The 20,499-nt window shown below is 68.9% G+C and carries 17 protein-coding genes; 7 read left to right on the top strand and 10 right to left on the bottom strand.

All coding sequences use genetic code 11. The features are described 5' to 3' along the window. The first annotated feature begins 103 nt into the window (after positions 1-103). Together AMIS_RS25130 and AMIS_RS25125 are read left to right on the top strand one after the other, a co-directional pair. The gene (locus AMIS_RS25130) at positions 104-919 is read left to right on the top strand and encodes a carbohydrate ABC transporter permease (protein WP_231859080.1); all 816 of its coding nucleotides are present in this window, start codon (positions 104-106) and stop codon (positions 917-919) included. Positions 920-1,140: 221 nt separating this feature from the next. Next, a complete protein-coding gene (locus AMIS_RS25125; protein ID WP_014445219.1) occupies positions 1,141-2,268 on the top strand; it encodes a sugar ABC transporter substrate-binding protein in 1,128 nt (375 codons plus the stop codon). A 136-nt stretch (positions 2,269-2,404) separates the two neighbouring features. Here AMIS_RS25125 and AMIS_RS25120 read toward each other — a convergent pair whose 3' ends face one another. The 4 genes from AMIS_RS25120 to AMIS_RS25105 all read right to left on the bottom strand — a co-directional run bounded on the left by AMIS_RS25120 (position 2,405) and on the right by AMIS_RS25105 (position 5,248). Then, a complete protein-coding gene (locus tag AMIS_RS25120; protein ID WP_014445218.1) occupies positions 2,405-3,160 on the bottom strand; it encodes an alanyl-tRNA editing protein in 756 nt (251 codons plus the stop codon). A 116-nt stretch (positions 3,161-3,276) separates the two neighbouring features. Further along, a complete protein-coding gene (locus tag AMIS_RS25115; protein WP_014445217.1) occupies positions 3,277-4,317 on the bottom strand; it encodes an LLM class flavin-dependent oxidoreductase in 1,041 nt (346 codons plus the stop codon). 26 nt (positions 4,318-4,343) lie between these two features. Further along, positions 4,344-4,847, bottom strand: a complete 504-nt coding sequence (gene smpB, locus AMIS_RS25110) for an SsrA-binding protein SmpB (RefSeq protein WP_014445216.1) — start codon at positions 4,845-4,847, stop codon at positions 4,344-4,346. Between the two features lie 107 nt (positions 4,848-4,954). After that, positions 4,955-5,248, bottom strand: coding sequence for a hypothetical protein (locus tag AMIS_RS25105; protein WP_014445215.1), 294 nt, complete (start codon positions 5,246-5,248; stop codon positions 4,955-4,957). A 188-nt stretch (positions 5,249-5,436) separates the two neighbouring features. On the opposite strand from AMIS_RS25105, the gene AMIS_RS25100 reads away from it, so the two are divergent. Continuing rightward, positions 5,437-5,760: a putative quinol monooxygenase gene (locus AMIS_RS25100; RefSeq protein WP_041831263.1), complete on the top strand. Its 324-nt coding sequence runs from the start codon at positions 5,437-5,439 to the stop codon at positions 5,758-5,760. A gap of 150 nt (positions 5,761-5,910) precedes the next feature. Here the strand turns inward: AMIS_RS25100 and AMIS_RS25095 are convergent, their stop codons facing one another. From AMIS_RS25095 to AMIS_RS25080, 4 genes are all read right to left on the bottom strand, one after another. Further along, positions 5,911-7,206 carry a cellulose binding domain-containing protein gene (locus AMIS_RS25095; protein WP_083888694.1) on the bottom strand — a complete coding sequence of 432 codons (1,296 nt, stop codon included), beginning with the start codon at positions 7,204-7,206 and terminating at the stop codon, positions 5,911-5,913. 77 nt (positions 7,207-7,283) lie between these two features. Next, positions 7,284-8,669 carry a (Fe-S)-binding protein gene (locus tag AMIS_RS25090; RefSeq protein WP_014445212.1) on the bottom strand — a complete coding sequence of 462 codons (1,386 nt, stop codon included), beginning with the start codon at positions 8,667-8,669 and terminating at the stop codon, positions 7,284-7,286. Positions 8,670-8,737: 68 nt separating this feature from the next. Then, entirely contained in the window at positions 8,738-10,120 is a 1,383-nt protein-coding gene (locus tag AMIS_RS25085; protein WP_014445211.1) for an FAD-binding oxidoreductase, read from the bottom strand. Continuing rightward, positions 10,121-11,569: an FAD-linked oxidase C-terminal domain-containing protein gene (locus AMIS_RS25080; protein WP_014445210.1), complete on the bottom strand. Its 1,449-nt coding sequence runs from the start codon at positions 11,567-11,569 to the stop codon at positions 10,121-10,123. Between the two features lie 231 nt (positions 11,570-11,800). Here AMIS_RS25080 and AMIS_RS25075 point away from each other — a divergent pair, with 231 nt between their 5' ends. The 3 genes from AMIS_RS25075 (at position 11,801) to AMIS_RS25065 (ending at position 16,620) form a co-directional block, all read left to right on the top strand. Next, on the top strand, positions 11,801-12,529 hold the full coding sequence (locus tag AMIS_RS25075; RefSeq protein WP_014445209.1) for a hypothetical protein: 729 nt from the start codon (positions 11,801-11,803) through the stop codon (positions 12,527-12,529). Positions 12,530-13,308: 779 nt separating this feature from the next. Further along, complete coding sequence (gene ppdK / locus AMIS_RS25070) at positions 13,309-16,023, top strand: pyruvate, phosphate dikinase (RefSeq protein WP_014445208.1); 2,715 nt, start codon at positions 13,309-13,311, stop codon at positions 16,021-16,023. A gap of 186 nt (positions 16,024-16,209) precedes the next feature. Then, entirely contained in the window at positions 16,210-16,620 is a 411-nt protein-coding gene (locus tag AMIS_RS25065) for a VOC family protein (RefSeq protein WP_014445207.1), read from the top strand. Between the two features lie 193 nt (positions 16,621-16,813). Here the strand turns inward: AMIS_RS25065 and AMIS_RS25060 are convergent, their stop codons facing one another. Next, the gene (locus AMIS_RS25060) at positions 16,814-17,230 is read right to left on the bottom strand and encodes a DUF4259 domain-containing protein (protein WP_014445206.1); all 417 of its coding nucleotides are present in this window, start codon (positions 17,228-17,230) and stop codon (positions 16,814-16,816) included. A 654-nt stretch (positions 17,231-17,884) separates the two neighbouring features. On the opposite strand from AMIS_RS25060, the gene AMIS_RS25055 reads away from it, so the two are divergent. Then, positions 17,885-18,517: a YceI family protein gene (locus tag AMIS_RS25055; protein ID WP_051042559.1), complete on the top strand. Its 633-nt coding sequence runs from the start codon at positions 17,885-17,887 to the stop codon at positions 18,515-18,517. A 53-nt stretch (positions 18,518-18,570) separates the two neighbouring features. On the opposite strand, the gene recQ is transcribed toward AMIS_RS25055, so the two are convergent. Further along, a complete protein-coding gene (recQ, locus tag AMIS_RS25050) occupies positions 18,571-20,469 on the bottom strand; it encodes a DNA helicase RecQ (protein WP_014445204.1) in 1,899 nt (632 codons plus the stop codon). Between the last annotated feature and the right edge of the window lie 30 nt (positions 20,470-20,499).

The following is a 20,499-nucleotide window of genomic DNA, read 5'->3' as shown; positions in this document are numbered from 1 at the left end:
AGACAGAGCCCTCCTGAAAGACAGAGCCCCCCTGAAAGACAGAGCCCCCCTGAAAGACAGAGCGACCATTGAGGCGCGGGTCCTCTCCGTCCTCCGGCCGATCGTGATCATCGTCCTCCTGATCGCGACCCTCTTCCCGTTCCTCTACATGCTGCTGCTGTCGGTACGCCCGATCGAACAGCTCCTCCAGGACCCGGGCCAACTCTGGATCGCCCCGTCCGAGTGGACGCTCAGCACCTACCGTGAGGTGCTCACCTCGGTCGACAACGGTGGCCAGGGCTTCCTGCGTTTCCTCGCGAACTCCGCGATGGTCTCGCTGGCCGCGACGGCTCTGACGCTGCTGGTGGCGATTCCCGGCGCGTACGCGGTCAGCCGCCTGCGATTCACCGGCCGCCGGCAGGTGCATTTCCTGTTCCTGTCGGTCTACCTGTTCCCGTCGATCCTGCTGGCGATCCCGCTCTTCGTGCTCTTCACCCGGCTCGGCCTGCGCGGTTCCCTGGGCGGACTGATCCTGGTGTACATCGCGCAGACCGTCCCCGTCTCGATCTACATGCTGCGCAACTACCTCTCCACGATCCCGGAGAGCCTGGAGGAGGCGGCCGCCGTCGACGGCTACAGCCGGTTGCAGACGCTGCGCAAGGTAGTCCTTCCGCTGGCAGCTCCGGCCGTCATGGCGAACGCGCTGTACGTCTTCATGATTGCCTGGAACGAATTCCTGTTCGCGCTGCTCTTCCTGGTGGAGGATCGCGCCGACTGGACGGTGTCGCTGGGCCTGGCGCAGCTCTCCGGTGGCATCGAGGTCAGCAAAACGGTCCTGATGGCGGGTTCCGTCGTGCTGACGCTGCCGATTGTGATCATCTTCTTCGCGGCGGAACGCCTCCTGACCGAAGGACTCACCGCCGGAGCCGAAAAAGGCTAAGACCAGCACATAACTACGGGACCAGAGCACATAACCACGGGTACGGAGAATGAGCCGCCAGTCACACAAAGTGATTGTTTGGCAGTAACCCGTGGAAAATGAATAATCTTGTTGCTCTGGCCCCCTCCCGATGTTGCCCCCGTGACGCGCTGGCCGATACTAGGCGGGCCGTTCAGCGCCCCCACCGCAGCTCGGGACCCCCTGAGAGGACATATATCGCCATGCGCAAGTCTCTGCTCGCCCTGGTTGCCGCAGGCCTGTTGACCACAGTCACGCTCACGGCCTGTGACGACGGCACCGACCCCGGTGACTCCGGCGACAGTGGCTCGGCGACCACCAGCAACGGTGGCCAATCGTCCGGCAAGGCGGGAATCGGCGTGATTCTGCCGGACACCAAGAGCTCCCAGCGCTGGAGTCAGGACGACCCGAAGTACCTGAAGGCCGCGTTCGAGGCCGGCAAGGTGCCCTACCAGATCGAGAACGCCGAGGGCGACAAGGAGCAGTTCAAGCGCCTCGCGGACAAGATGCTGGACGAGGGCGCCAAGGTTCTGATCATCGCGAACCTGGACTCGGCGAGCGGCAAGGCCGTGATCGAGGACGCCCACTCCCGCAGCGTCCCCGTCATCGACTACGACCGGCTCACCCTCAACGGCGGCGCTGACTACTACGTCAGCTTCGACAACGAGCGGGTCGGCGAGCTGCAGGCGCAGACCCTGGTCAGCTGCCTGAAGCAGAAGAAGGTCGACAACCCGATCGTCGCCGAGCTCAACGGTTCGCCGACCGACAACAACGCGACCCTGTTCAAGAACGGTTACGACCGGATCCTGGACCAGTACTACAACGACGCCGAGTTCACCAAGGGCCCGGACCAGTACGTGCCGGACTGGGACAACGACGAGGGCCGCGAGATCTTCTCCCAGATGCTCAAGCAGTACCCGAAGATCGGCGGCGTGCTCGCCGCCAACGACGGCCTCGGCAACGCGGCCATCGAGGTGCTGCGCGAGAAGAAGCTGAACGGCAAGGTCCCGGTCACCGGCCAGGACGCCACCGTTCAGGGCCTGCAGAACATCCTCGCCGGCGACCAGTGCATGACCGTGTACAAGGAGATCAAGCTGGAGGCCGACGCCGCCGCCAAGCTCGCGATCAACCTGTACAAGAACGTCAAGCCGCCGGTCGACGACAAGCTGAAGGACCCGGAGTCGGGCGCCTACGTCCCGTTCGTGAAGCTGGACCCCGAGCCGATCACTGTGAAGAACGTCAAGGCCGTCGTCGAGAGCGGCTTCGTCACGGCGAAGAGCCTCTGCACCGCGAAGTACAAGGCCGCCTGCACCCGGGCCGGCATCAAGTAACGCAACGGCTACGGCAAAGGCCGGCGGGTGATCCCGCCGGCCTTTCGCGTTCTCTGGTCCACGGTCCGTTCCACGCCCAGTTCACGGCCCAGTCCATGGCCCAATCCACGGCTCAGTCCATGGCCCAGTCCACGGCTCAGTCCACGACGCGGATACGCACGCGCCGGTTCTGCCGCCCCTTGCTCTCCACCTTCACGACCTCGACGCGGCCCACCTGCGCGGTGCTCGCCACATGCGTGCCGCCGTCCGCCTGCACGTCCAGCCCGACGATGTCGATGACCCGGATCTCCGGGTTCTCCAGCGGCGGCAGCGCGTCCTGCGTCCGCACCAGTGTCGGAATCGCCAGGGCCTCCTCCCGAGGCAGCACCCGCGCAACGATCTTCCGATCCGCCGTGATCTCCGCGTTCACGGCGTCCTCGAGCGCCTGCTTGAAGCTGGTGCCACCCACCGAGGACGGCAGCTCCGGCAGGTTGAAGTCCATCCGCGCTTCGCCGGGCTGCATGTTCCCGCCGGTGACGAGCGCCCCGAAGTCCCGGAACACGATGCCGCAGAGAATGTGCAACCCGGAGTGGGTACGCATGAGGCTGCTCCGCCGAGCGTCGTCCAGCGCCCCGCGCACCGTGGTCCCGGCCGCCGGCACCGGATCGCCCGGCGCCGGCAGCAGGTAGAGCTCCCCACCCGGAATGGCCCCGCCCTTCCGCGTGTCCACGATCCGCGTCTGAACACCCTCCCAGAGCAGCACTCCATGGTCCGGTGGCTGCCCGCCGCCGCCTGGATAGAACGCCGACCGATCCAGAACGATCCCCGCCTCCGGATCAGCGGGATCCGACCAGACAACCGTGCAGTCCCACTCCCGAACCGTTGGGTCAGCCCAATCCAGACGCTCAGTCATGAGCCGACTGTAGGCCACGAACAGGCACAGAAGGCCCCACGCCGGCGCCGGCTCAGTCAGCTGGCTCAGTCAGCCGGATCAGTCGGCTGGCTCAATCGCTGACTCAGTCGGCCGGATCAGTCGGCCAGCAGCTCGCGGACGCGCGGAATGACCTGCGACCCGTACAGCTCCACGCACGTCATCAGCCGATCGTGCGGCAGCGTCCCGTGCGAGTACTTCAGGTCGAACCGCTGAATCCCCAGCGCCCGCACCGTAGCCGCGATCTTCTGCGCCACGGTCTCCGGCGAACCGACGTGCCAGGCGCCCTCGGTCACGTCCGCCACGAAGCGGTCCTTGGTGGTGCGCGGCCATCCGCGTTCCCGCCCGAGCCGGTCCAGCATCCGCCGCGCGTGCGGCCAGAGCACATCGATGGCCTCGTCGTCGGTCTCGGCCACGAACCCGGGGCAGTGCACCGCGACCGGCTGCTCCGGCTGCTCCAGCTCCTTGAGCGCCCGGTGGTAGAGATCGACGTACGGCGCGAATCGGGCCGGCTCCCCGCCGATGATCGCCAGCACCAGCGGCAGACCGTACTGAGCCGTGCGCACGACCGACTCCGGGCTGCCGCCCACACCGATCGACGCCCGGATCCGGCCGGACTCCGTCTTCGGGTAGACCTGCTGGTCGGCCAGCGGCGGCCGCACCGAGCCGGACCAGGTGATCGGCCCCTCGGTGAGCAGGTGCGACATCAGGTCGAGCTTCTCCGAGAACAACCGGTCGTAGTCCGCCAGGTCGAACCCGAACAGCGGGAACGACTCGGTGAACGAACCCCGGCCCAGAATGATCTCGGACCGCCCGCCCGAGATCGCGTCCAGGGTGGCGAAGCGCTCGTACACCCGTACCGGATCGTCTGAACTCAGAACCGTGACCGCCGTCCCCAGCTTGATCCGCTCGGTCTTCGCGGCGATGGCCGCGAGCACGATCTCGGGGGAGGAGATGGCGTAGTCGTCACGGTGGTGCTCACCCACGCCGAAAGCGTCGACACCGAGCCGGTCGGCCAGCACCGCCTGCTCCACGACGTTCCGGATGACCTGCGCGTAGGGAAGTGCCGTCCCGTCCTCGCCGACTGTCACATCGCCGAACGTGTCCAGGCCGAACTCAACTGCTTCTGGATCTTTCACTCGTAGATCCTAGCTACTGCTCAGACCTAGCGACGCCCTCCTCTCACCGACGGTGACCTGCCCTTCAATCGGCGCCCCATCTCCCTGGCGATCTCCTTCTTCGCGTCTCGCTCCGCCATGACCTGCCGCTTGTCATAGGACTTGAGACCCTGCGCCAGGCCGAGCTCGACTTTCGCCCAGCCGTCCTTGAAGTAGAGCGAGAGCGGCACCAGGGTGAGGCCGGAGCTCTCATTCAGCTTGTTGAGGATCTTGATGATCTCGTCTTTGTGCAGCAGCAGTTTGCGGGTGCGGCGCGGAGCGTGGTTCGTCCAGCTGCCGAAGCCATACTCCGCGATGTGCAGGCCGTAGAGCATGATCTCGCCGTTGTGCTCCTGGGCGAACGTGTCCACGAGTGACACGCGGCCCAGGCGCAGCGATTTCACCTCGGTCCCGGCCAGCACGAGACCCGCCTCGTACGTCTTCAGGATCGCGTAGTCGTGACGCGCCTTCTTGTTCGAGGCGATCAGTTTGGTCCCGGTCTCCTTGGCCACGAAGAAACCCTATGCCACCCCGCCTAACACCACCGTGACAGCCACTGTCACGCCCTTGTTAGGTCAAAGGGGAGAGGATGGGCGCAGCAGTGGCGCGGAAGGGAGGGTCAGGACACGCCGGGAACGGCCGGCGGCGCGGTCGGGATCGGGCGGCGCATCGAGTACGTCACGCTGCTCAGCCGGTGCGGCTCGCCCATCACGTGGATGACCGCGCGATCATAGGCCTGCCACCCCGCCGCACCCGCGCGATTGAGATGCCGGATGTCGTCGAAGCGCTCGTCGGTGCCCCAGCGCAGCACCCCGCCGGGATGGTGGAACGTCGCCGTCCAGTCCATGAAGCGGTCGGATCCCAGCGTGCCCGCCGCGCGGTACTCGAGCCGCGCGTATTCCCAATTGTCCACCGGATGATTATGCCGTCCGTTTCGGACAGCTACACCCTCTCGGAGATCACCGTTTCCGGGTCGGGTGCTCCGCGGCGCGCTCTGAAAGCGGCTCCGATGGGCTCTCCTGACGCGATACAGGGCTCGGGGCGGGGCAGGATGGGCCAGGGTAGGCCAGGATGGGCATCACGGACGAAAGGTGATCAATGATGATCTTCATTACTGCGAAGTTCCTGGTCAAGCCGGAGCACGCCGAGGACTGGCCGCGTCTGGCGGCCGCGTTCACCGAGGCGACCCGCGCGGAACCGGGCTGCCTCTGGTACGACTGGTCCCGCAGCCTGGACAACCCGCATGAGTACGTCCTGGTCGAAGGGTTCCGTGACGGGGAGGCGGGCGCCGCCCATGTGAACTCCGCCCACTTCAAGCAGGCTCAGCAGGAGCTTCCGCAGTACCTGGTCGCCACCCCCAAGATCATCAGCCAGATGATCGACCAATCCGACTGGTCCGAGCTGGGCGAGATGGCCGTCAAGTAAAGCTGGGCGTCAAGGAGGGCTGGGCGTCAAGGAGGGCTGGGCGTCAAGGAGGGCTGGGCGTCAAGGAGGGCTGGGCGTCACATAGAGCCGGTCGGCAGGCGGAGAAGGGGTCGGGAACGCTCGTCCCCGACCCCCAACCCCCGAAACTCGTCAGGAGATCGCCGCGGCCACCGCCGGATACCACCGATTAGCGATCTTGGCGTTGCCGTCGTCGTCCGGGTGAACTCCGTCGTACGTATCGACGGCCGTGTCGAACCCGGTCCACTGATCAACCACGGTGATCGGTGACGCCGCCGTGCTCAGCGACGCCGCCCACGCCGGGATCGCCGCGTTCAGCGTGACCACCCGCTGCCCGCAGTCGGCGCACGTCGGCGGATTCAGCGGGATGATCTGCGCGACCAGGATCTTCATGTAGGGGTTGGCGGCGCGCATCTGACCGACCAGTTTCGTGTAGGCCGCCAGGATCGTGGCCGCCGGGATGTTGCTCCACGCGTCGTTGGTCCCGAAGTGCATCATCACGACGTCCGGGTCGGTGGCGGAGAGCCATCCGGGCAGCAGGTTCTGGTTGGCCACGTTGGTGACCAGGTAACCGCCGTGCCCCTCGTTCTCACCGTCGTAGGCGAATCCGCACCCCTGTCCGGGCAGCGTCCCGACGAAGTCGACCTCGGCGGCCGGCAGTTTCTGCCAGAGCAGCGCCCGCCAGCACCCCGGCGAACCCGTGATCGAGTCACCGAGCGCCATGATCTTGGTCGGCCCATCCCCGGAGGGCTGGGACGGAGACACCGAAACGGAGGGAGACGGGGACACCGGAACCGAGGGAGACGGCGAGGTTGAAACGGAAGGCGACGGGGACGGGGGCGTCGAAACGGACGGGGACGCCGACGGCACGACCCCGCCGGTGCAGGCCACGCCGTTCAGGCTGAACGACGCGGGAACCGGGTTCGACCCGGTCCACGATCCGTTGAAGCCGAACGACGCGGTCCCGCCGCTTGCCACGTTCCCGTTCCAGCCGGCGTTGCGCACGGTGACCGCCGACCCGGACTGCGTGACGTCCCCGTTCCAGAGCTGGCTGATCGTCTGCCCGGCGGTGAACGACCAGGTCAGCGCCCAGGACGTGATCGGATCGCCGAGGTTCGTGACGGTGACGGCAGCCCCGAAACCGCCCGGCCACTGGCTGGAGACGGCATACGAGACGGAACAGCCCGCCGCGGTGTTCACCCGGGCAGCGAGGGGGAGCGAGTCGGCGGCAGCGAGGGCGGGGGAGCCGGCGGCGAGGGGAAGTGAGTCAGCAGCGAGGGCGGCGGAGCCGGCAGCGCGGGGAGGTGAGCCGGCGGCGGCGAGGGGGAGCGAGCCGGCTGCGGCGGGGGGAAGTGAGCCGGCGACGGCAAATGCGGAGAGAGCGAGGACGGAGGCGCTGGCGATGACTGCCAGTCGTCGTCGGTGCATGGGGGATCTCCAATCCGCTGGGAGCGCTCCCATTAACGCACATCAATGACCAACGGGAAACATCACGGCGCGAACGGTCAGAGGAGCGCCGAAACGCCCAGCCCGCGGATCGACGCGTCGAGCACCTGTGCGGTGTGCGCCAGCGCGATCGACCCGCCCCGCCGCCGGATCGCCGCCGCCACCTGCATCAGGCATCCCGGGTTGGCGGTGACCAGCAGCTGCGCCCCTGTGGCGAGCACCGCTGACGCTTTTCGATCACCGAGTTCGGCCGCCGGCACCGGGTTCAGCACGTTCCACACCCCGGCCGACCCGCAGCAGATCTCCGGTTCGCTGATCGGCCGCACGGTGAGTTCCGGGATGCCGGCCAGCAGCGCGCGGGGCTGAGCGGTGATCCCCTGGGCATGCCCGAGATGGCAGGCGTCGTGATAGGCCACCGAGATCGGCAGCGGATGCCGCTTCGCCACCGGACCCAGCTCCACCAGCAGTTCCGCGAGATCACGCACCTTGGCGGCGAACGCTGCGGCCCGCGATGCGTAGGCCGGATCGTCCGCGAGCAGCTCCCCGTACTCCTTCAGCGACGACCCGCAGCCCGCCGCGTTCACGACGAAATAGTCCATGCCGGTCGTCTCGAAGAGCCGGATCAGCTTCCGAGCGAACCGCTGCGCCTCGGCACGGCGGCCGTTGTGCACGCTCAGGGCGCCACAGCATCCCTGTCCGGAAGGGATCAGCACGTTACATCCTTCGGCGGCCAATACCCGTACCGTGGCTGAATTGACCTCGGGGAAGAACGCGGACTGCACGCACCCGGTCAGCATGCCCACGACGGCCCGTCGCGGACCGCGTGCCTGCACGCGGGCAGGAGGCCGCGGAACCGAGACCAGCCGCGGCGCCAGGCTTTCCAAGGTCGCAAGCGTGGGCGCCAGCCGGTCCAGGAGGCCGGTCCGGCCCACCAGCTTCTGCAAACCCGATTTCTGGTACGCACGGAGCGGTCCCCGCAGCAGCCGAAGCCGCCGTGGATAGGGGAAGAGCGCGAAGATCGCCGTTCGCAGTGCCCGGTCCCGCCCTGTCCGGTCGTGCCGCCGCTCCACCTGCGCACGCGTGTCCTCGATGAGCCGGTCGTATTGCACGCCCGACGGGCACGCGGTCACGCACGCCATGCAGCCGAGGCAGTTGTCGAAGTGGGTGACCATCGAGTCGCTGAGCGGCTCACCGGAAAGTCCCTGGCCGATCAGGTGGATCCGGCCGCGGGGCGAGTCCATCTCCTCGCCCCACAGCGTGTAGGTCGGGCAGGTGGTCAGGCAGAACCCGCAGTGCACACAGTCCGACACCAGGTCGGCGCTGGGCGGGCGATCCGCGTCGAAGGCGGTGCGCCCGCCGTCGCCGGATGCCCGGCCCTCCTCGACGGCACGCAGCACGTCCGGGGGAGGGTTGCCCGTCCCGTGGGTGGCGTCCACATCAGCCATGAGCAGACCTCCCGAGCATCTCAGATCCCAGCCAATTCAGATCCAGCCAACTCAGATCCCGTACAAACTCAGATCCCGCCCACGAACCGGCCGGGTGCGAACCGGTGGTCCGGGTCGAACTGCGCCTTCACCCGGCGCATCAGGGCGAGCCCCGGCACCGGCCCCCACATGTCCAGGGTGTCCCGCAGGCCGTCCGGCGCGGTCAGCACCACGGCATGCCCGCCGGCCCGGATCGCGGCCGCCCGCATCAGCTCCACCCGCCCGTGCGGCTCGGGGCAGTCCGCCGGGAACGCCGCGTAGAGCACCCCGGCGCCGGCCGAGCCGGTCACCGTCGCCCCGGCGCCGACGGCCGTCGCGACCAGGGCCGGGACCTGCGACAGCACGCCGGTCAGCTTGACCAGGACGTCACCCGGCGGCATCGCGCCCCACCACGGCGGCGGATCGGTCCCGATGTCGACGCTCCCCGAGCCCGGCCGCGCGCCGGCCTCGCCAGTGGTTCCGGCATGGGCTCCCGCGCTGGTGCCCGCCCCGAGCATCCGGGCCACCTCGGCGGCCCGGTCGCGCACCCCGGCGGCCGTTCCCTCGATCAGCACCGCGATCTCCGGGTCGGCGCCCGGCGCGGCGTGCACCTCGAGAGCGCTCGGCGCCACCTGGGCGGCCAGGATGCGCGCCGCGTGGCCGGGAGGCGCGACGGCCCGTACGAAAGCGATCGCCGCCGGTGCCGGATGCAGCCGGAACACACACTCGGTGATCAGCCCCAGGGTTCCGAAGGAACCGGTGTAAAGCTTGCCCAGGTCGTAGCCGGCGACGTTCTTCACCACCTTGCCGCCGGCCCGCGTGATCCGGCCGTCGGGCCGGACCACGGTGATGCCGATCAGCAGGTCCCGCGCCGTCCCGTAGCGCAGCCGGCGCGGCCCGCTGGCGTTCGCCGCGACGGTCCCGCCCGCAGTGCCGCCCGCAGTGCCGCCCGCAGTGTCGCCCGCAGTGTCGCCCGCAGTGTCGCCCGCAGTGTCGCCCGCAGTGCCGCCCTCAGCCCCACCCGAAGAGCCGCCGGAAAGACCGGCCGCAGCGCTGCTGGCAGCGCCGCCCGCAGTGCCGGGCGAGGGCCGCATCGCGTCGAGCGCCAGCTGCTGACCGGGGAGGGCGTGCAGGTCCGCCATCGGCGTGCCGGCCCGGACCACCGTGATCAGATCGCCGGCCGCGTGCTCGACCACACCGGTCAGCCGCCGGGTGTCGATGATCAGGTCGAGTGCGCGGGGCGGCGGACCCCAGGCGAGTTTCGTGCCGCTGCCGCGGATCGCCACGGTCAGGTCCGAGGAGGCGGCGATCAGCGCCGCCGCCTCCTCGGTGCTGGCCGGTGCCGCGACCAGCCGGGCCGGCACGCCGCCGACCACGTCGTCCGGGCCTGCCTCGACGGCGCCCGCCGCGAAGAGCTCTTCGAGATCCGCCACTCAGAACACCTCCGCGCCCTCGTGATCGAGCGCGCCCCGGTGACGGCCGGGACGTTCGCCGCAGAGGCGTGGGGTGGGGAAGATCTTGCCGGGGTTCGCCAGGTTCTCCGGATCGAACGCGCAGCGCACCAGGTGCATGGTCTCCAGATCGGTGTCGCTGAACATCCGGGGCATGTACCGGGCCTTGTCGACGCCGACGCCGTGTTCACCGGTGATCGAGCCGCCGTGCTCGATGCAGAGGTCGATGATCGCGCCGGAGACGGTCTCGGCGCGTTCCGCCTCGCCCGGCACGCCGTCGTCGAAGAGCACCAGCGGGTGCAGGTTGCCGTCGCCGGCGTGGAACACGTTCGCGACCCGCACGCCGTGCTCGTCGGCCACCTCGTTGATCCGGCGGAGGACCTCGGGCAGCGCGGTCCGCGGGATCACTCCGTCCTGGACGATGTAGTCCGGGCTGATCCGTCCGACCGCCGCGAACGCCGACTTGCGCCCCCGCCAGATCAGCTGCCGCTCGGCGTCGTCGGCGGCCACCCGGATCTCGAACGCGCCGGCCTGCTCACAGAGCGCGGTCACCTCGGTGAACTGGGCCTCGACCTCGGCTGAGGGACCGTCCAACTCCACGATCAGCACCGCGCCGGCGCCGGCCGGATAGTTGCAGTGGACCGCGGACTCGGCGGCCTCGATGGAGAGCGCGTCCATCATCTCGATCGCCGCCGGCACCACGCCGGCCGCGATGATCGCCGAGGTGGCGGCGCCGGCCTGGTCGGTGGAGGCGAAGGCGGCCAGCAGGGTACGGACGGTCTCCGGCAACCGGGTCAGCTTCACCGTCACCTCGGTGGCGATCCCGAGCGTGCCCTCCGATCCGACGAACGCGCCGAGCAGGTCGTAACCGGGCGTATCCGGGGCCAAGCCCCCCAGCTCGACCAGGTCACCGTCCGGGGCGACCACGCGCAGCCCCGTCACATGGTTGGTGGTGAAGCCGTACTTCAGGCAGTGGGCGCCGCCGGAGTTCTCCGCCACGTTGCCGCCGATCGAGCAGATCTGCTGGCTGGACGGGTCCGGCGCGTAGTAGTGGCCGAACGGCGTGGCAGCCTTCGTCACCTGCAGGTTGATCACGCCGGGCTGGACCACCGCGCGCTCGTCCTCCGGCCGCAGCTCCACGATCGTCCGCAGTTGCGACGTCACGATCAGCACGCCGTCCGCATGGGGGAGCGCGCCGCCGCTGAGCCCCGTCCCGGAACCGCGCGCCACGAACGGGACGTGTGCCTCGGCGCAGGCCCGCACGGTCGCCACCACGTCCTCCTCGGAGCCGGCGAGGACGACGAGCGCGGGGATGACCTTGTAGTGGGCGAGCCCGTCGCACTCGTAGGTCCGCAGCTGCTGCCGGTCGCTGAGCACCCGGTCCGCGCCGATCTCCGCCCGCAGGCGAGCGGCGATGGCATCGATGCGCATGAGGGCCTCCTCGGCGGCGAGTCGCCAGTGACACCGCTATCCGTCACGCTAACCGTGATCCACGCTGGGCGCGACGGGTGAGTTCGAGCCGTGGGACGGCTAGCCGGTTGTGGTGGATCGTTCACGCGTTGTCGAGCTTTTCCCAGGATCGGCCGGGTCTGTCAAGATGGCCCGATGTTCGCCCCCCGCTTTGCTGCCGGAGCCCTTCGCGTTGCTGCCCGAGCCCCTCGCTTGGCTGCCGGAGCCTCCCGTTCCGCTGCCGGCAGGGCCGTCTCGTTCGCCGCTGTCTGCGCGCTGAGCCTCGCCGGCAGCAGCCTCGTCGCCGGCTGCAGCTCGTCGGACGAGCCGGACCCCGGGCCCGACGGTGGCCTGGTCAGCGTGACCACGATGCGCGGCGCCTTCCTGCAGGCCTCCGAGATCGGGCCGACCTGGGCCGCTCCCGAGGAGAGCGCGGCGCCCGCGCAGACGCTCGTCAGCTTCTGCGGGGCCACGAGCACGCCGCCCGAGGTGCCGCCCGGCGCCGAGCTGGTCTCGTCGTCGCTCGCCGACGAGGGGCAGACCGGCGCGCAGACCCTGCACCAGACCGCCCTGGTCTACCCGGACGCCGCGTCCGCGCAGGCCGGTCTGGCGCTGCTGCGCACCGTGGCCGGCCAGTGCCCGCCGTCGGCCGAGGTGCCGGCCACGGTCACCGCGGACCGCAACGAGCCGGCCTTCACCGAGACCGCCGAGGTCCGCGAGCTTAACGAGGGCGGCTGGACCGGCTTCGTGATCGTCCGGCACAAGAACTACGAGGCCGCCCATCCGGGCACCGCTGACACCGCGGTAGCCGTGCTGACCAGCCGGAACGTGGTGATCGTCGATACCTACGCGATCTACCGCCTGGACAGCGCGAGCGCCTCGCCGAACTTCGAGGCGGACTGGCAGCGGCTCGTCGGCTCGGTCGTCCAGCGGGTCGGCTAGAAGCCGGGCCAGTTAGAAGACGGGTCGGCCAGAAGCCGGGCCGGCCAGAAGACGGGTCCGGCTAGAACGAGCCGACCTGTGGGATGGACAACGTGACCTCAGTGGTCTATTGTTCGCCATGCGCCGTTGCGAGTTCTTCCCCCGTGGAATTCGCAGCGGCGCCCTTATTTTCCGGCCCTCCTCACCGGCCTCACCCGACTGTCCGATGCGGACTCCACCGTCCTGGTGAACTTTGTTGAGCGCTGTTCAGCGTTCCCCTAGGCTTCGGGTTGGCTCATCAACCTCAGTTTGTGGTCAGCCGGCATCGGGGGATGCGCATCGGCGTTCCTGCTGCTCCTGGCGGCGTTCTGCTGCTCCTGGGCACTTGTCGCTGCTCATGGTTGCCAGAGGTGATTCATGGTGGCCAGAGGTGGGTCACGGGTCCAGCAGAGGGCCGGCGGGGTGTGGCGCGGAGTGCCCGGTTCGTGAGGGGGCAGTCCCGTTCGCCGGGAGGCTGGACCGGCTTCTCCGTGCCATCCCGGTGCCATCCCGGTGTCCACGCCCGGGCCGCTGCCTCTTCCGTCGCCCGCGACCACCCGTCTGTTCAGCATCTGAGGGCCCCGCTTTCTCGGGCTCTGCGCATTACTGCGCGGAGAGAGCGTGATCCGATCAGGCTTCTCCGTCACGGTGTGAAAAAGTCATCGGAGTGTTAACTATTCGCTTCTGGCGTGCTTAGCCTTACGAATCCCGGGGCAGAAACCATCGTCGGCCGCGGATTCTTAACCGGAGGTGGGTGCGGCATGAAGTTCGTCTACGACTTCCATGAGGGAAACAAGGACCTCAAAGATCTGCTCGGTGGCAAGGGCGCCAATCTCGCGGAGATGACGAACCTCGGCCTGCCCGTCCCACCCGGATTCACGATCACCGCTGAGGCTTGCAAGGAATTCCTCAAGAACGGCACGCAGGTGGACGGGCTCGGCGCGGAGATCGACGAGCACCTCGCCACCCTGGAACGCGACATGGGCCGGCGTCTCGGCGACGCGAACGACCCGCTGCTCGTCTCGGTCCGCTCAGGCGCCAAGTTCTCGATGCCGGGGATGATGGAGACCGTCCTCAACGTCGGGCTCAACGACGCGTCGGTGGACAGGCTGTCCCGGCAGGCCGGTGGCAACGACAGGTTCGCGTGGGACTCGTACCGGCGGCTCATCCAGATGTTCGGCAAGACCGTCTGCGAGGTGCCGGGGCACGAGTTCGAGGACGCGCTGCACGAGGCGAAGGTGGCGAAGGGCGTCAAGGACGACGTCCAGCTCGACGCCGACGACCTGCGCGCGCTGGTCACCGCGTACAAGAAGGTGTTCGTCAAACACACCGGACACGAGTTCCCGCAGGATCCGCGGGAGCAGCTCGACCTGGCGATCGCGGCGGTCTTCCGATCGTGGAACGCGGACCGTGCCGTGCTCTACCGCCGCCAGGAGCGCATCCCGGCCGACCTGGGCACCGCGGTCAACGTGGTCGCGATGGTCTTCGGCAACCTGGGATCGGACTCCGGCACCGGCGTCGCGTTCACCCGCGACCCGGCCACCGGTGAGCAGGGCGTCTACGGCGACTACCTGTCCAACGCGCAGGGCGAGGACGTGGTCGCCGGCATCCGCAACACGCTGTCCCTCGCGGACCTGGAACGGCTCGACAAGAAGTCCTACGACGAGCTGATGCAGATCATGGCGACGCTGGAAGGGCACTACCGGGACCTCTGCGACATCGAGTTCACCATCGAGCGCGGCAAGCTCTGGATGCTGCAGACCCGGGTCGGCAAGCGCACCGCGGCCGCCGCGTTCACCATCGCCAGCCAGCTCGTCGACGAGGGCGTGATCGACCTCGACGAGGCGCTGATCCGGGTCAGCGGCGCCCAGCTCGGGCAGCTGATGTTCCCCCGGTTCGACCTCTCCGGCGACCCGTCCCCGATCACCCGGGGCGTGGGCGCCTCGCCGGGCGCCGCCTACGGCGAGGTGGTGTTCACCGCGCAGCGGGCCGTCGAGGTGGCCGCCCAGGGCAAGCAGGTGATCCTGGTCCGGCGGGAGACGAACCCGGACGACCTGCCCGGCATGATCGCCGCGCAGGGCATCCTGACCAGCCGCGGCGGCAAGACCTCGCACGCCGCCGTCGTGGCCCGCGGCATGGGCAAGACGTGCGTCTGCGGCGCCGACGAGATGGAGGTCGGGCCGGCTTCCTTCACGGTGGGCTCGCACACCGTCAACGAGGGTGACGTGGTCTCGATCGACGGCACGACCGGCCGGGTCTACCTCGGTGAGGTGCCGGTCCGGCCGAGCGAGGTCGTGCAGTACTTCGAGGGGGACCTCGACCCGGCCCAGGCCAACGATCCGCTGGTCTACGCCGTGCACCGGATCATCACGCACGCCGACGAGAAGCGCCGCCTCACCGTCCGCACGAACGCGGACACCGGCGCCGACGCGGCCCGGGCACGGCGGTTCGGCGCCCAGGGCATCGGGCTGTGCCGCACCGAGCACATGTTCCTCGGCGACCGCCGTGAGCTGGTGGAACGGCTCATCCTGGCGCGTACCGAGGCGGAGCGCGACGACGCCCTCGCGACCCTGCTGCCGCTGCAGCGGGCGGACTTCCTGGACATCTTCCGGGAGATGAACGGCCTGCCCGTGACGGTCCGGCTGATCGACCCGCCGCTGCACGAGTTCCTGCCGTCGCTGGAGGAGCTGGCGGTCAAGGTCGCCGTCGCGCACGAGCACGGCCAGCGGGTCGAGCACGACGAGCAGATGCTCGCGGCGGTGCGCCGGATGCACGAGCAGAACCCGATGCTCGGGCTTCGTGGCGTACGGCTCGGCCTGGTCATTCCCGGTCTTTTCGCGATGCAGGTGCGGGCGATCGCCGAGGCGGCCGCCGCGCTCGCCGCCGAGGGCGGCAAGCCGCGGCCGGAGATCATGGTCCCTCTGGTCGGTGCGGTTCAAGAGCTTGAGACGGTACGGGCGGAGGCTGAGAAGATCATCGCGGAGGTGCTCGGGTCGTCCGGCTCCGCAGGCAGCTCCGCTTCTCCGGGCGGCTCCGCCGTCGAGATCCTCATCGGCACGATGATCGAGGTGCCGCGGGCCGCTCTGACCGCCGGGCAGATCGCCGAGGCCGCCGAGTTCTTCTCGTTCGGCACCAACGACCTGACCCAGATGGGCTGGGGCTTCTCCCGGGACGACGTCGAGGGCGCGTTCTTCTGGCGGTACCTGGAACTCGGCATCTTCGGCATCTCGCCGTTCGAGTCGATCGACACCGACGGCGTGGGCCGGCTCGTGCGGATCGCCGCGGAGGAGGGCCGGGCCGCCCGTCCCGGTCTGAAGCTCGGTGTCTGCGGCGAGCACGGCGGCGACCCGGACTCGGTGCACTTCTTCCACGAGGTGGGCCTGGACTACGTGTCGTGCTCACCGTTCCGGGTGCCGATCGCCCGTCTCGAAGCGGGCCGGGCGGCTGTCGAATCCGAGGGCTCGGATCACCGTTGATCCGATAGCGGCGGGTACGGGGTGATGCGCCTCGTACCCGCCTGCTTTCCTATTGACCATCGTCTTATCCCGCCGGTATTTACTCGAGCGCCACGCAAAATGGTGACGGTGGGCCGCGCGGTATCGAGCGGGTGGACGCGCGTCGATCGCGCGGAAAGTGTCGGAGGGCCGGTCTAGCGTGCGGGCATGACTTCTCGACTGAACCCCTACATCTCGTTCAACGGCAACGCCCGCGAGGCCATGGAGTTCTACCGCGGCGTTTTCGGCGGTGAGCTGTCCATGTCGACGTTCGGTGAGTTCGGCATGCCCGATCCCGCGTTCCAGGACAAACTCATGCATGCCCGGCTGGACACGCCGCAGGGCTACACGCTGATGGCGTCGGACACCCCGCCGGGCATGGGGTGGAACCCGGGCGACACCATGACGGTCAGCCTGAGCGGCCACAGCGACGACGGATTGCGCGAGGTGTGGGCCGAGCTCGCCGAGGGCGGCGAGGTGACGCTGCCGCTGGAGAAACAGATGTGGGGCGACGAGTTCGGGCAGCTCGTCGACCGGTTCGGCGTGCCCTGGATGGTGAATGTGGCGCAGCCCGAGTAGGCGCGGCCCTCAGCCGGAGGCCGCGAGTCGCCGGGAGCCCGGCCCTGCGCGGTCCTGCTCTCCCCAAGCGGTGCCCTGCCTTGGCCGGGCGGCCGTGCCCTGCCCGGGCGGCCCTCCCAGCGCGGGCGGCCCTGCCCTGCCGGGGCGGCCCTCCCCAGCCCGGGCGGCCCGGGTTGATCTGGCCGACCGTGTTTCAGGCCGCGGCTTCCTCCAGGACCTCGCGGACCGGGCGGAGGGCGGTGAGCGCCTTCGGCAGGCTGTCCTCCCAGAGGTCGCGCCACTCCGAGTCGTCGCCGGCCACCCGGTCCAGCGCGCGCAACGCCAGGGCGGGCAGGTCGGCGGGGATCTCCAGGCTGCCGCCCCCGGTCAGGAAGTCCGGGGCGTACGCGGAGGTGAGCGGCGAACCGCCGGGCAGCTGGGAGGCGATGACCGCGGCGGCTGCGACGGCTGCCGCGCCCTCGTCGCTGTCCAGGTACTCGCCCTCGTGCAGCACCTCGCTGAGGGTCTCCCGGATCATCGCGACGCGGCGGGACGGCTCGGTGTCCTGCAGGTCGCCGCACCAGTCGGCGGCGCTGTCGTTGTCGAACGGCCCGAAGTCCCAGGTTCCCATCGGAGAATGATCACATGCCGGGCCCGGCGGGACACCGGTGGCCGCGGAAGTTCACAGGGGACGATCCTCCGGCACGCCGAGGAATCGTTGTGTAGTCACGCGAATTCGCAACGTATTCAATTCTGTGAAGTCATTGCGAGTCGTTTGGTTGTCGAACGAGACGATCCTCACGTTTGCCTACGCAGAGTGGTTGCCGACTCGGTGTCGAGCTTCCGACAAAAGCAGGGGGATTCGGTCCTCCGCTCATCTGAGATGACCGACCCTTCGAGCGTTTGGGCAGCTCAAGGCCGTTGTTGAGCACTGATCTGTAACGTGACCAAATCGGACCAAAACCCGGATCTTGGGCACTCCGGTGACTGTGGCGGCCGACACGAAAGGTAATCCTCGGGGGCGCGGTTCGAGCACCGCGGTGCCTAGAATCGCGACTAATTCACGATTCAACAAGTGCGCGGTCAACAAAGTTCAGGTCCGAGCAAGCACAGGTCCGAGCAAGCACAGGTCCGAGCAAGCACAGGTCCGAGCAAGCACAGGTCCGAACGAGTGCATGTCCGAACGAGTGCATGTCCGAACGAGTGCAGGGTCAACAGGCGCGAAGTGCCGAGGGGGAGGGGCTACGTGAACGTCGACCGGCCGATCCGGGAGTGGAACGGCCTGATGATTCCGGATCCGGGTGTGTACACACTGGATGAAGCCCACAAGAGGATCGGGTTCGTCGCCCAGCACATGATGGTCAGCCCGATCCGCGGCGAGTTCGCGCAGGGCAACGCCTCGATCCTGGTGGCCGAGGACCCGCTCCAGTCCCAGGTCAGCGCGACCATCCGGGCGGACAGCATCAACACGCACAACCCGGAGCGGGACACGCACCTCTCCAGCCCGGACTTCCTCGACGTCGAGCGCTACAAGACGCTGGAGTTCCGTAGCACCGGCATCACGTGGGAGGCGGACAGCGACCCGATCTTCCAGTGGGCCCGGCTCCGCAACAACCCGCTCGCCCGGCGGGGTGCCCCGTCCGACCTCCCGGCGGCGGCCACCCGGGCGTCCGGGCGGTTCGTGGTGAGCGGCATTCTGACGATCAAGGACGTGACCCGGCCGATCAGCCTGCACATGGAGTTCGGCGGGGCACGGCGGGACCCGTACGGGCGGGACATCTTCGGGTTCAGCGCGACGGCCGAGTTCGAACGCGAGGACTACGGCCTGGTCTGGAACGTGCTGCTGGAGAGCGGTGGCGTCCTGGTCGGCAAGAAGGTGCGCATCGAGATCGCCGGTGAGGCGATCCGCGAGAGCTGAGCGATGGTTCCGGGGCAATGGTTCCCGGGGGCCGCCGCTGCGGCCCCCGGGGATCACTCATCGTGCCCCTGCGCATCGGCGGGTTCAGAACCGACGACCTCCAGCACCTGCTCGCCGAACTTCGCCAGCTTGCTCTGGCCGACACCGGTCACCGTGCCGAGCTGATCGAGGCTGGCCGGCGCCAGCGCCGCGATCGCCCGCAGCGTCGCGTCGTGGAAGATCACGTAGGCGGGAACGCCCTGCTCCTTCGCCACCGACCCGCGCCACGCGCGCAGCCGCTCGAACAGCGGGGCCGCCGACTCGGGGAAGTCCGCCGGCGCCGCGGCGGGCTGGCGCGACGATGACGATGACCCGGACGAGGATCGGGACGGCCGGGTCGCCACCTCCCGGCGCATCATCAGCTTGCGCTCGCCGCGCAGCACCTCGCCGCTGCGCTCGGTCAGGGCCAGGGTTCCGTATTCACCCTCGACCGCGAGGAAACCACCGGCCAGCAGCTGCCGCACCACGCCACGCCACTCCGCCTCGCGCAGGTCGGCGCCGATGCCGAACACGGTCAGCTCGTCGTGGCGGAACTGGCTGACCTTCTCGGTCCGTTTGCCGAGCAGGATGTCGATCGACTGCCCGGCGCCGAACTTCTGCCCGCGCTCCTTCTGCAGCCGGAAGACGGTGGAGAGCAGTTTCTGCGCCGGCACCGTGCCGTCCCACGACTCCGGCGGCGTCAGGCAGGTGTCGCAGTTGCCGCATTTCTCGGCGTTGCCGGTCTGTCCGAAGTACTCGAGGAGCTGACCCCGCCGGCACGTCACGCTCTCGCAGAGCGCCAGCATCGCGTCCAGGTGACGGTTCGCGTTGCGCCGGAACGCCACGTCGCCGTCCGAGCCGTCGATCAGCTTGCGCTGCTGCACCACGTCCTGCAGCCCGTACGCCAGCCAGGCCGTCGAGGGCAGCCCGTCACGTCCGGCGCGGCCGGTCTCCTGGTAGTACCCCTCCACCGATTTCGGCAGGTCCAGGTGCGCGACGAACCGTACATCCGGCTTGTCGATCCCCATCCCGAACGCGATCGTCGCGACCATCACGAGACCGTCCTCGCGGAGGAACCGGGCCTGGTTCTGGAACCGGGTCCGCGAGTCCAGACCGGCGTGGTACGGCAGGGCCGGAATCCCGTTCTGGCTGAGGAACTCCGCGTGCTTCTCCACCGAGGCGCGCGACAGGCAGTAGACGATGCCGGAGTGCCCGGCGTGCTCGGTGCGCAACAGGTCGAGAAGCTGCTTGCTGGGCGAGTTCTTGGGGACGATCCGGTATTGGATGTTGGGCCGGTCGAAGCTCGCGGTGAAGTGCCGCGCCTCGGTGAGCCGCAGCCGGGTCGCGATCTCGTCACGGGTGGCGGGCGTCGCGGTGGCGGTCAGCGCGATCCGGGGAACGTCCGGCCAGCGCTCGTGCAGCATCGACAGGTTCAGGTAGTCGGGCCGGAAGTCGTGGCCCCACTGCGCCACACAGTGCGCCTCGTCGATCGCGAACAGCGAGATCTTGCCCCGGTCGAGCAGGCGCTGCACCCCGGCCGTACCCAATCCTTCGGGTGCGACGTAGAGCAGGTCGAGCTCGCCGGCGACGAACTCGGCCTCGACGATCCGCCGCTCGTCCAGGTCCTGCGAGGAGTTCAGGAAGTTCGCCCGCACCCCGAGCGTGCGCAGCGCGTTCACCTGGTCCTGCATGAGCGCGATCAGCGGCGAGATCACCACGCCGGTGCCCGGCCGGACCAGCGCCGGAATCTGGTAGCAGAGCGACTTGCCGCCACCGGTCGGCATCAGCACCAGCGCGTCACCGCCGGCGATCACATGCTCGACGATGTCGCCCTGCTCACCGCGGAACGACGGGTAGCCGAAGATCCGGTTGAGGGCGTCGGTGGCGCTGTCCGCGGGATCGGGGTTAACGGGCACTGCGGGAGCCGAAGTCACCCAGCGATAGTAGAGAGCGGGACCGACAGC

This window comes from Actinoplanes missouriensis 431 (assembly GCF_000284295.1).
Taxonomy (GTDB): Bacteria; Actinomycetota; Actinomycetes; order Mycobacteriales; family Micromonosporaceae; genus Actinoplanes; species Actinoplanes missouriensis.
The sequence above is the reverse complement of the archived record's forward strand: the minus strand, read 5'-3'. Positions and strand labels throughout refer to the sequence as shown.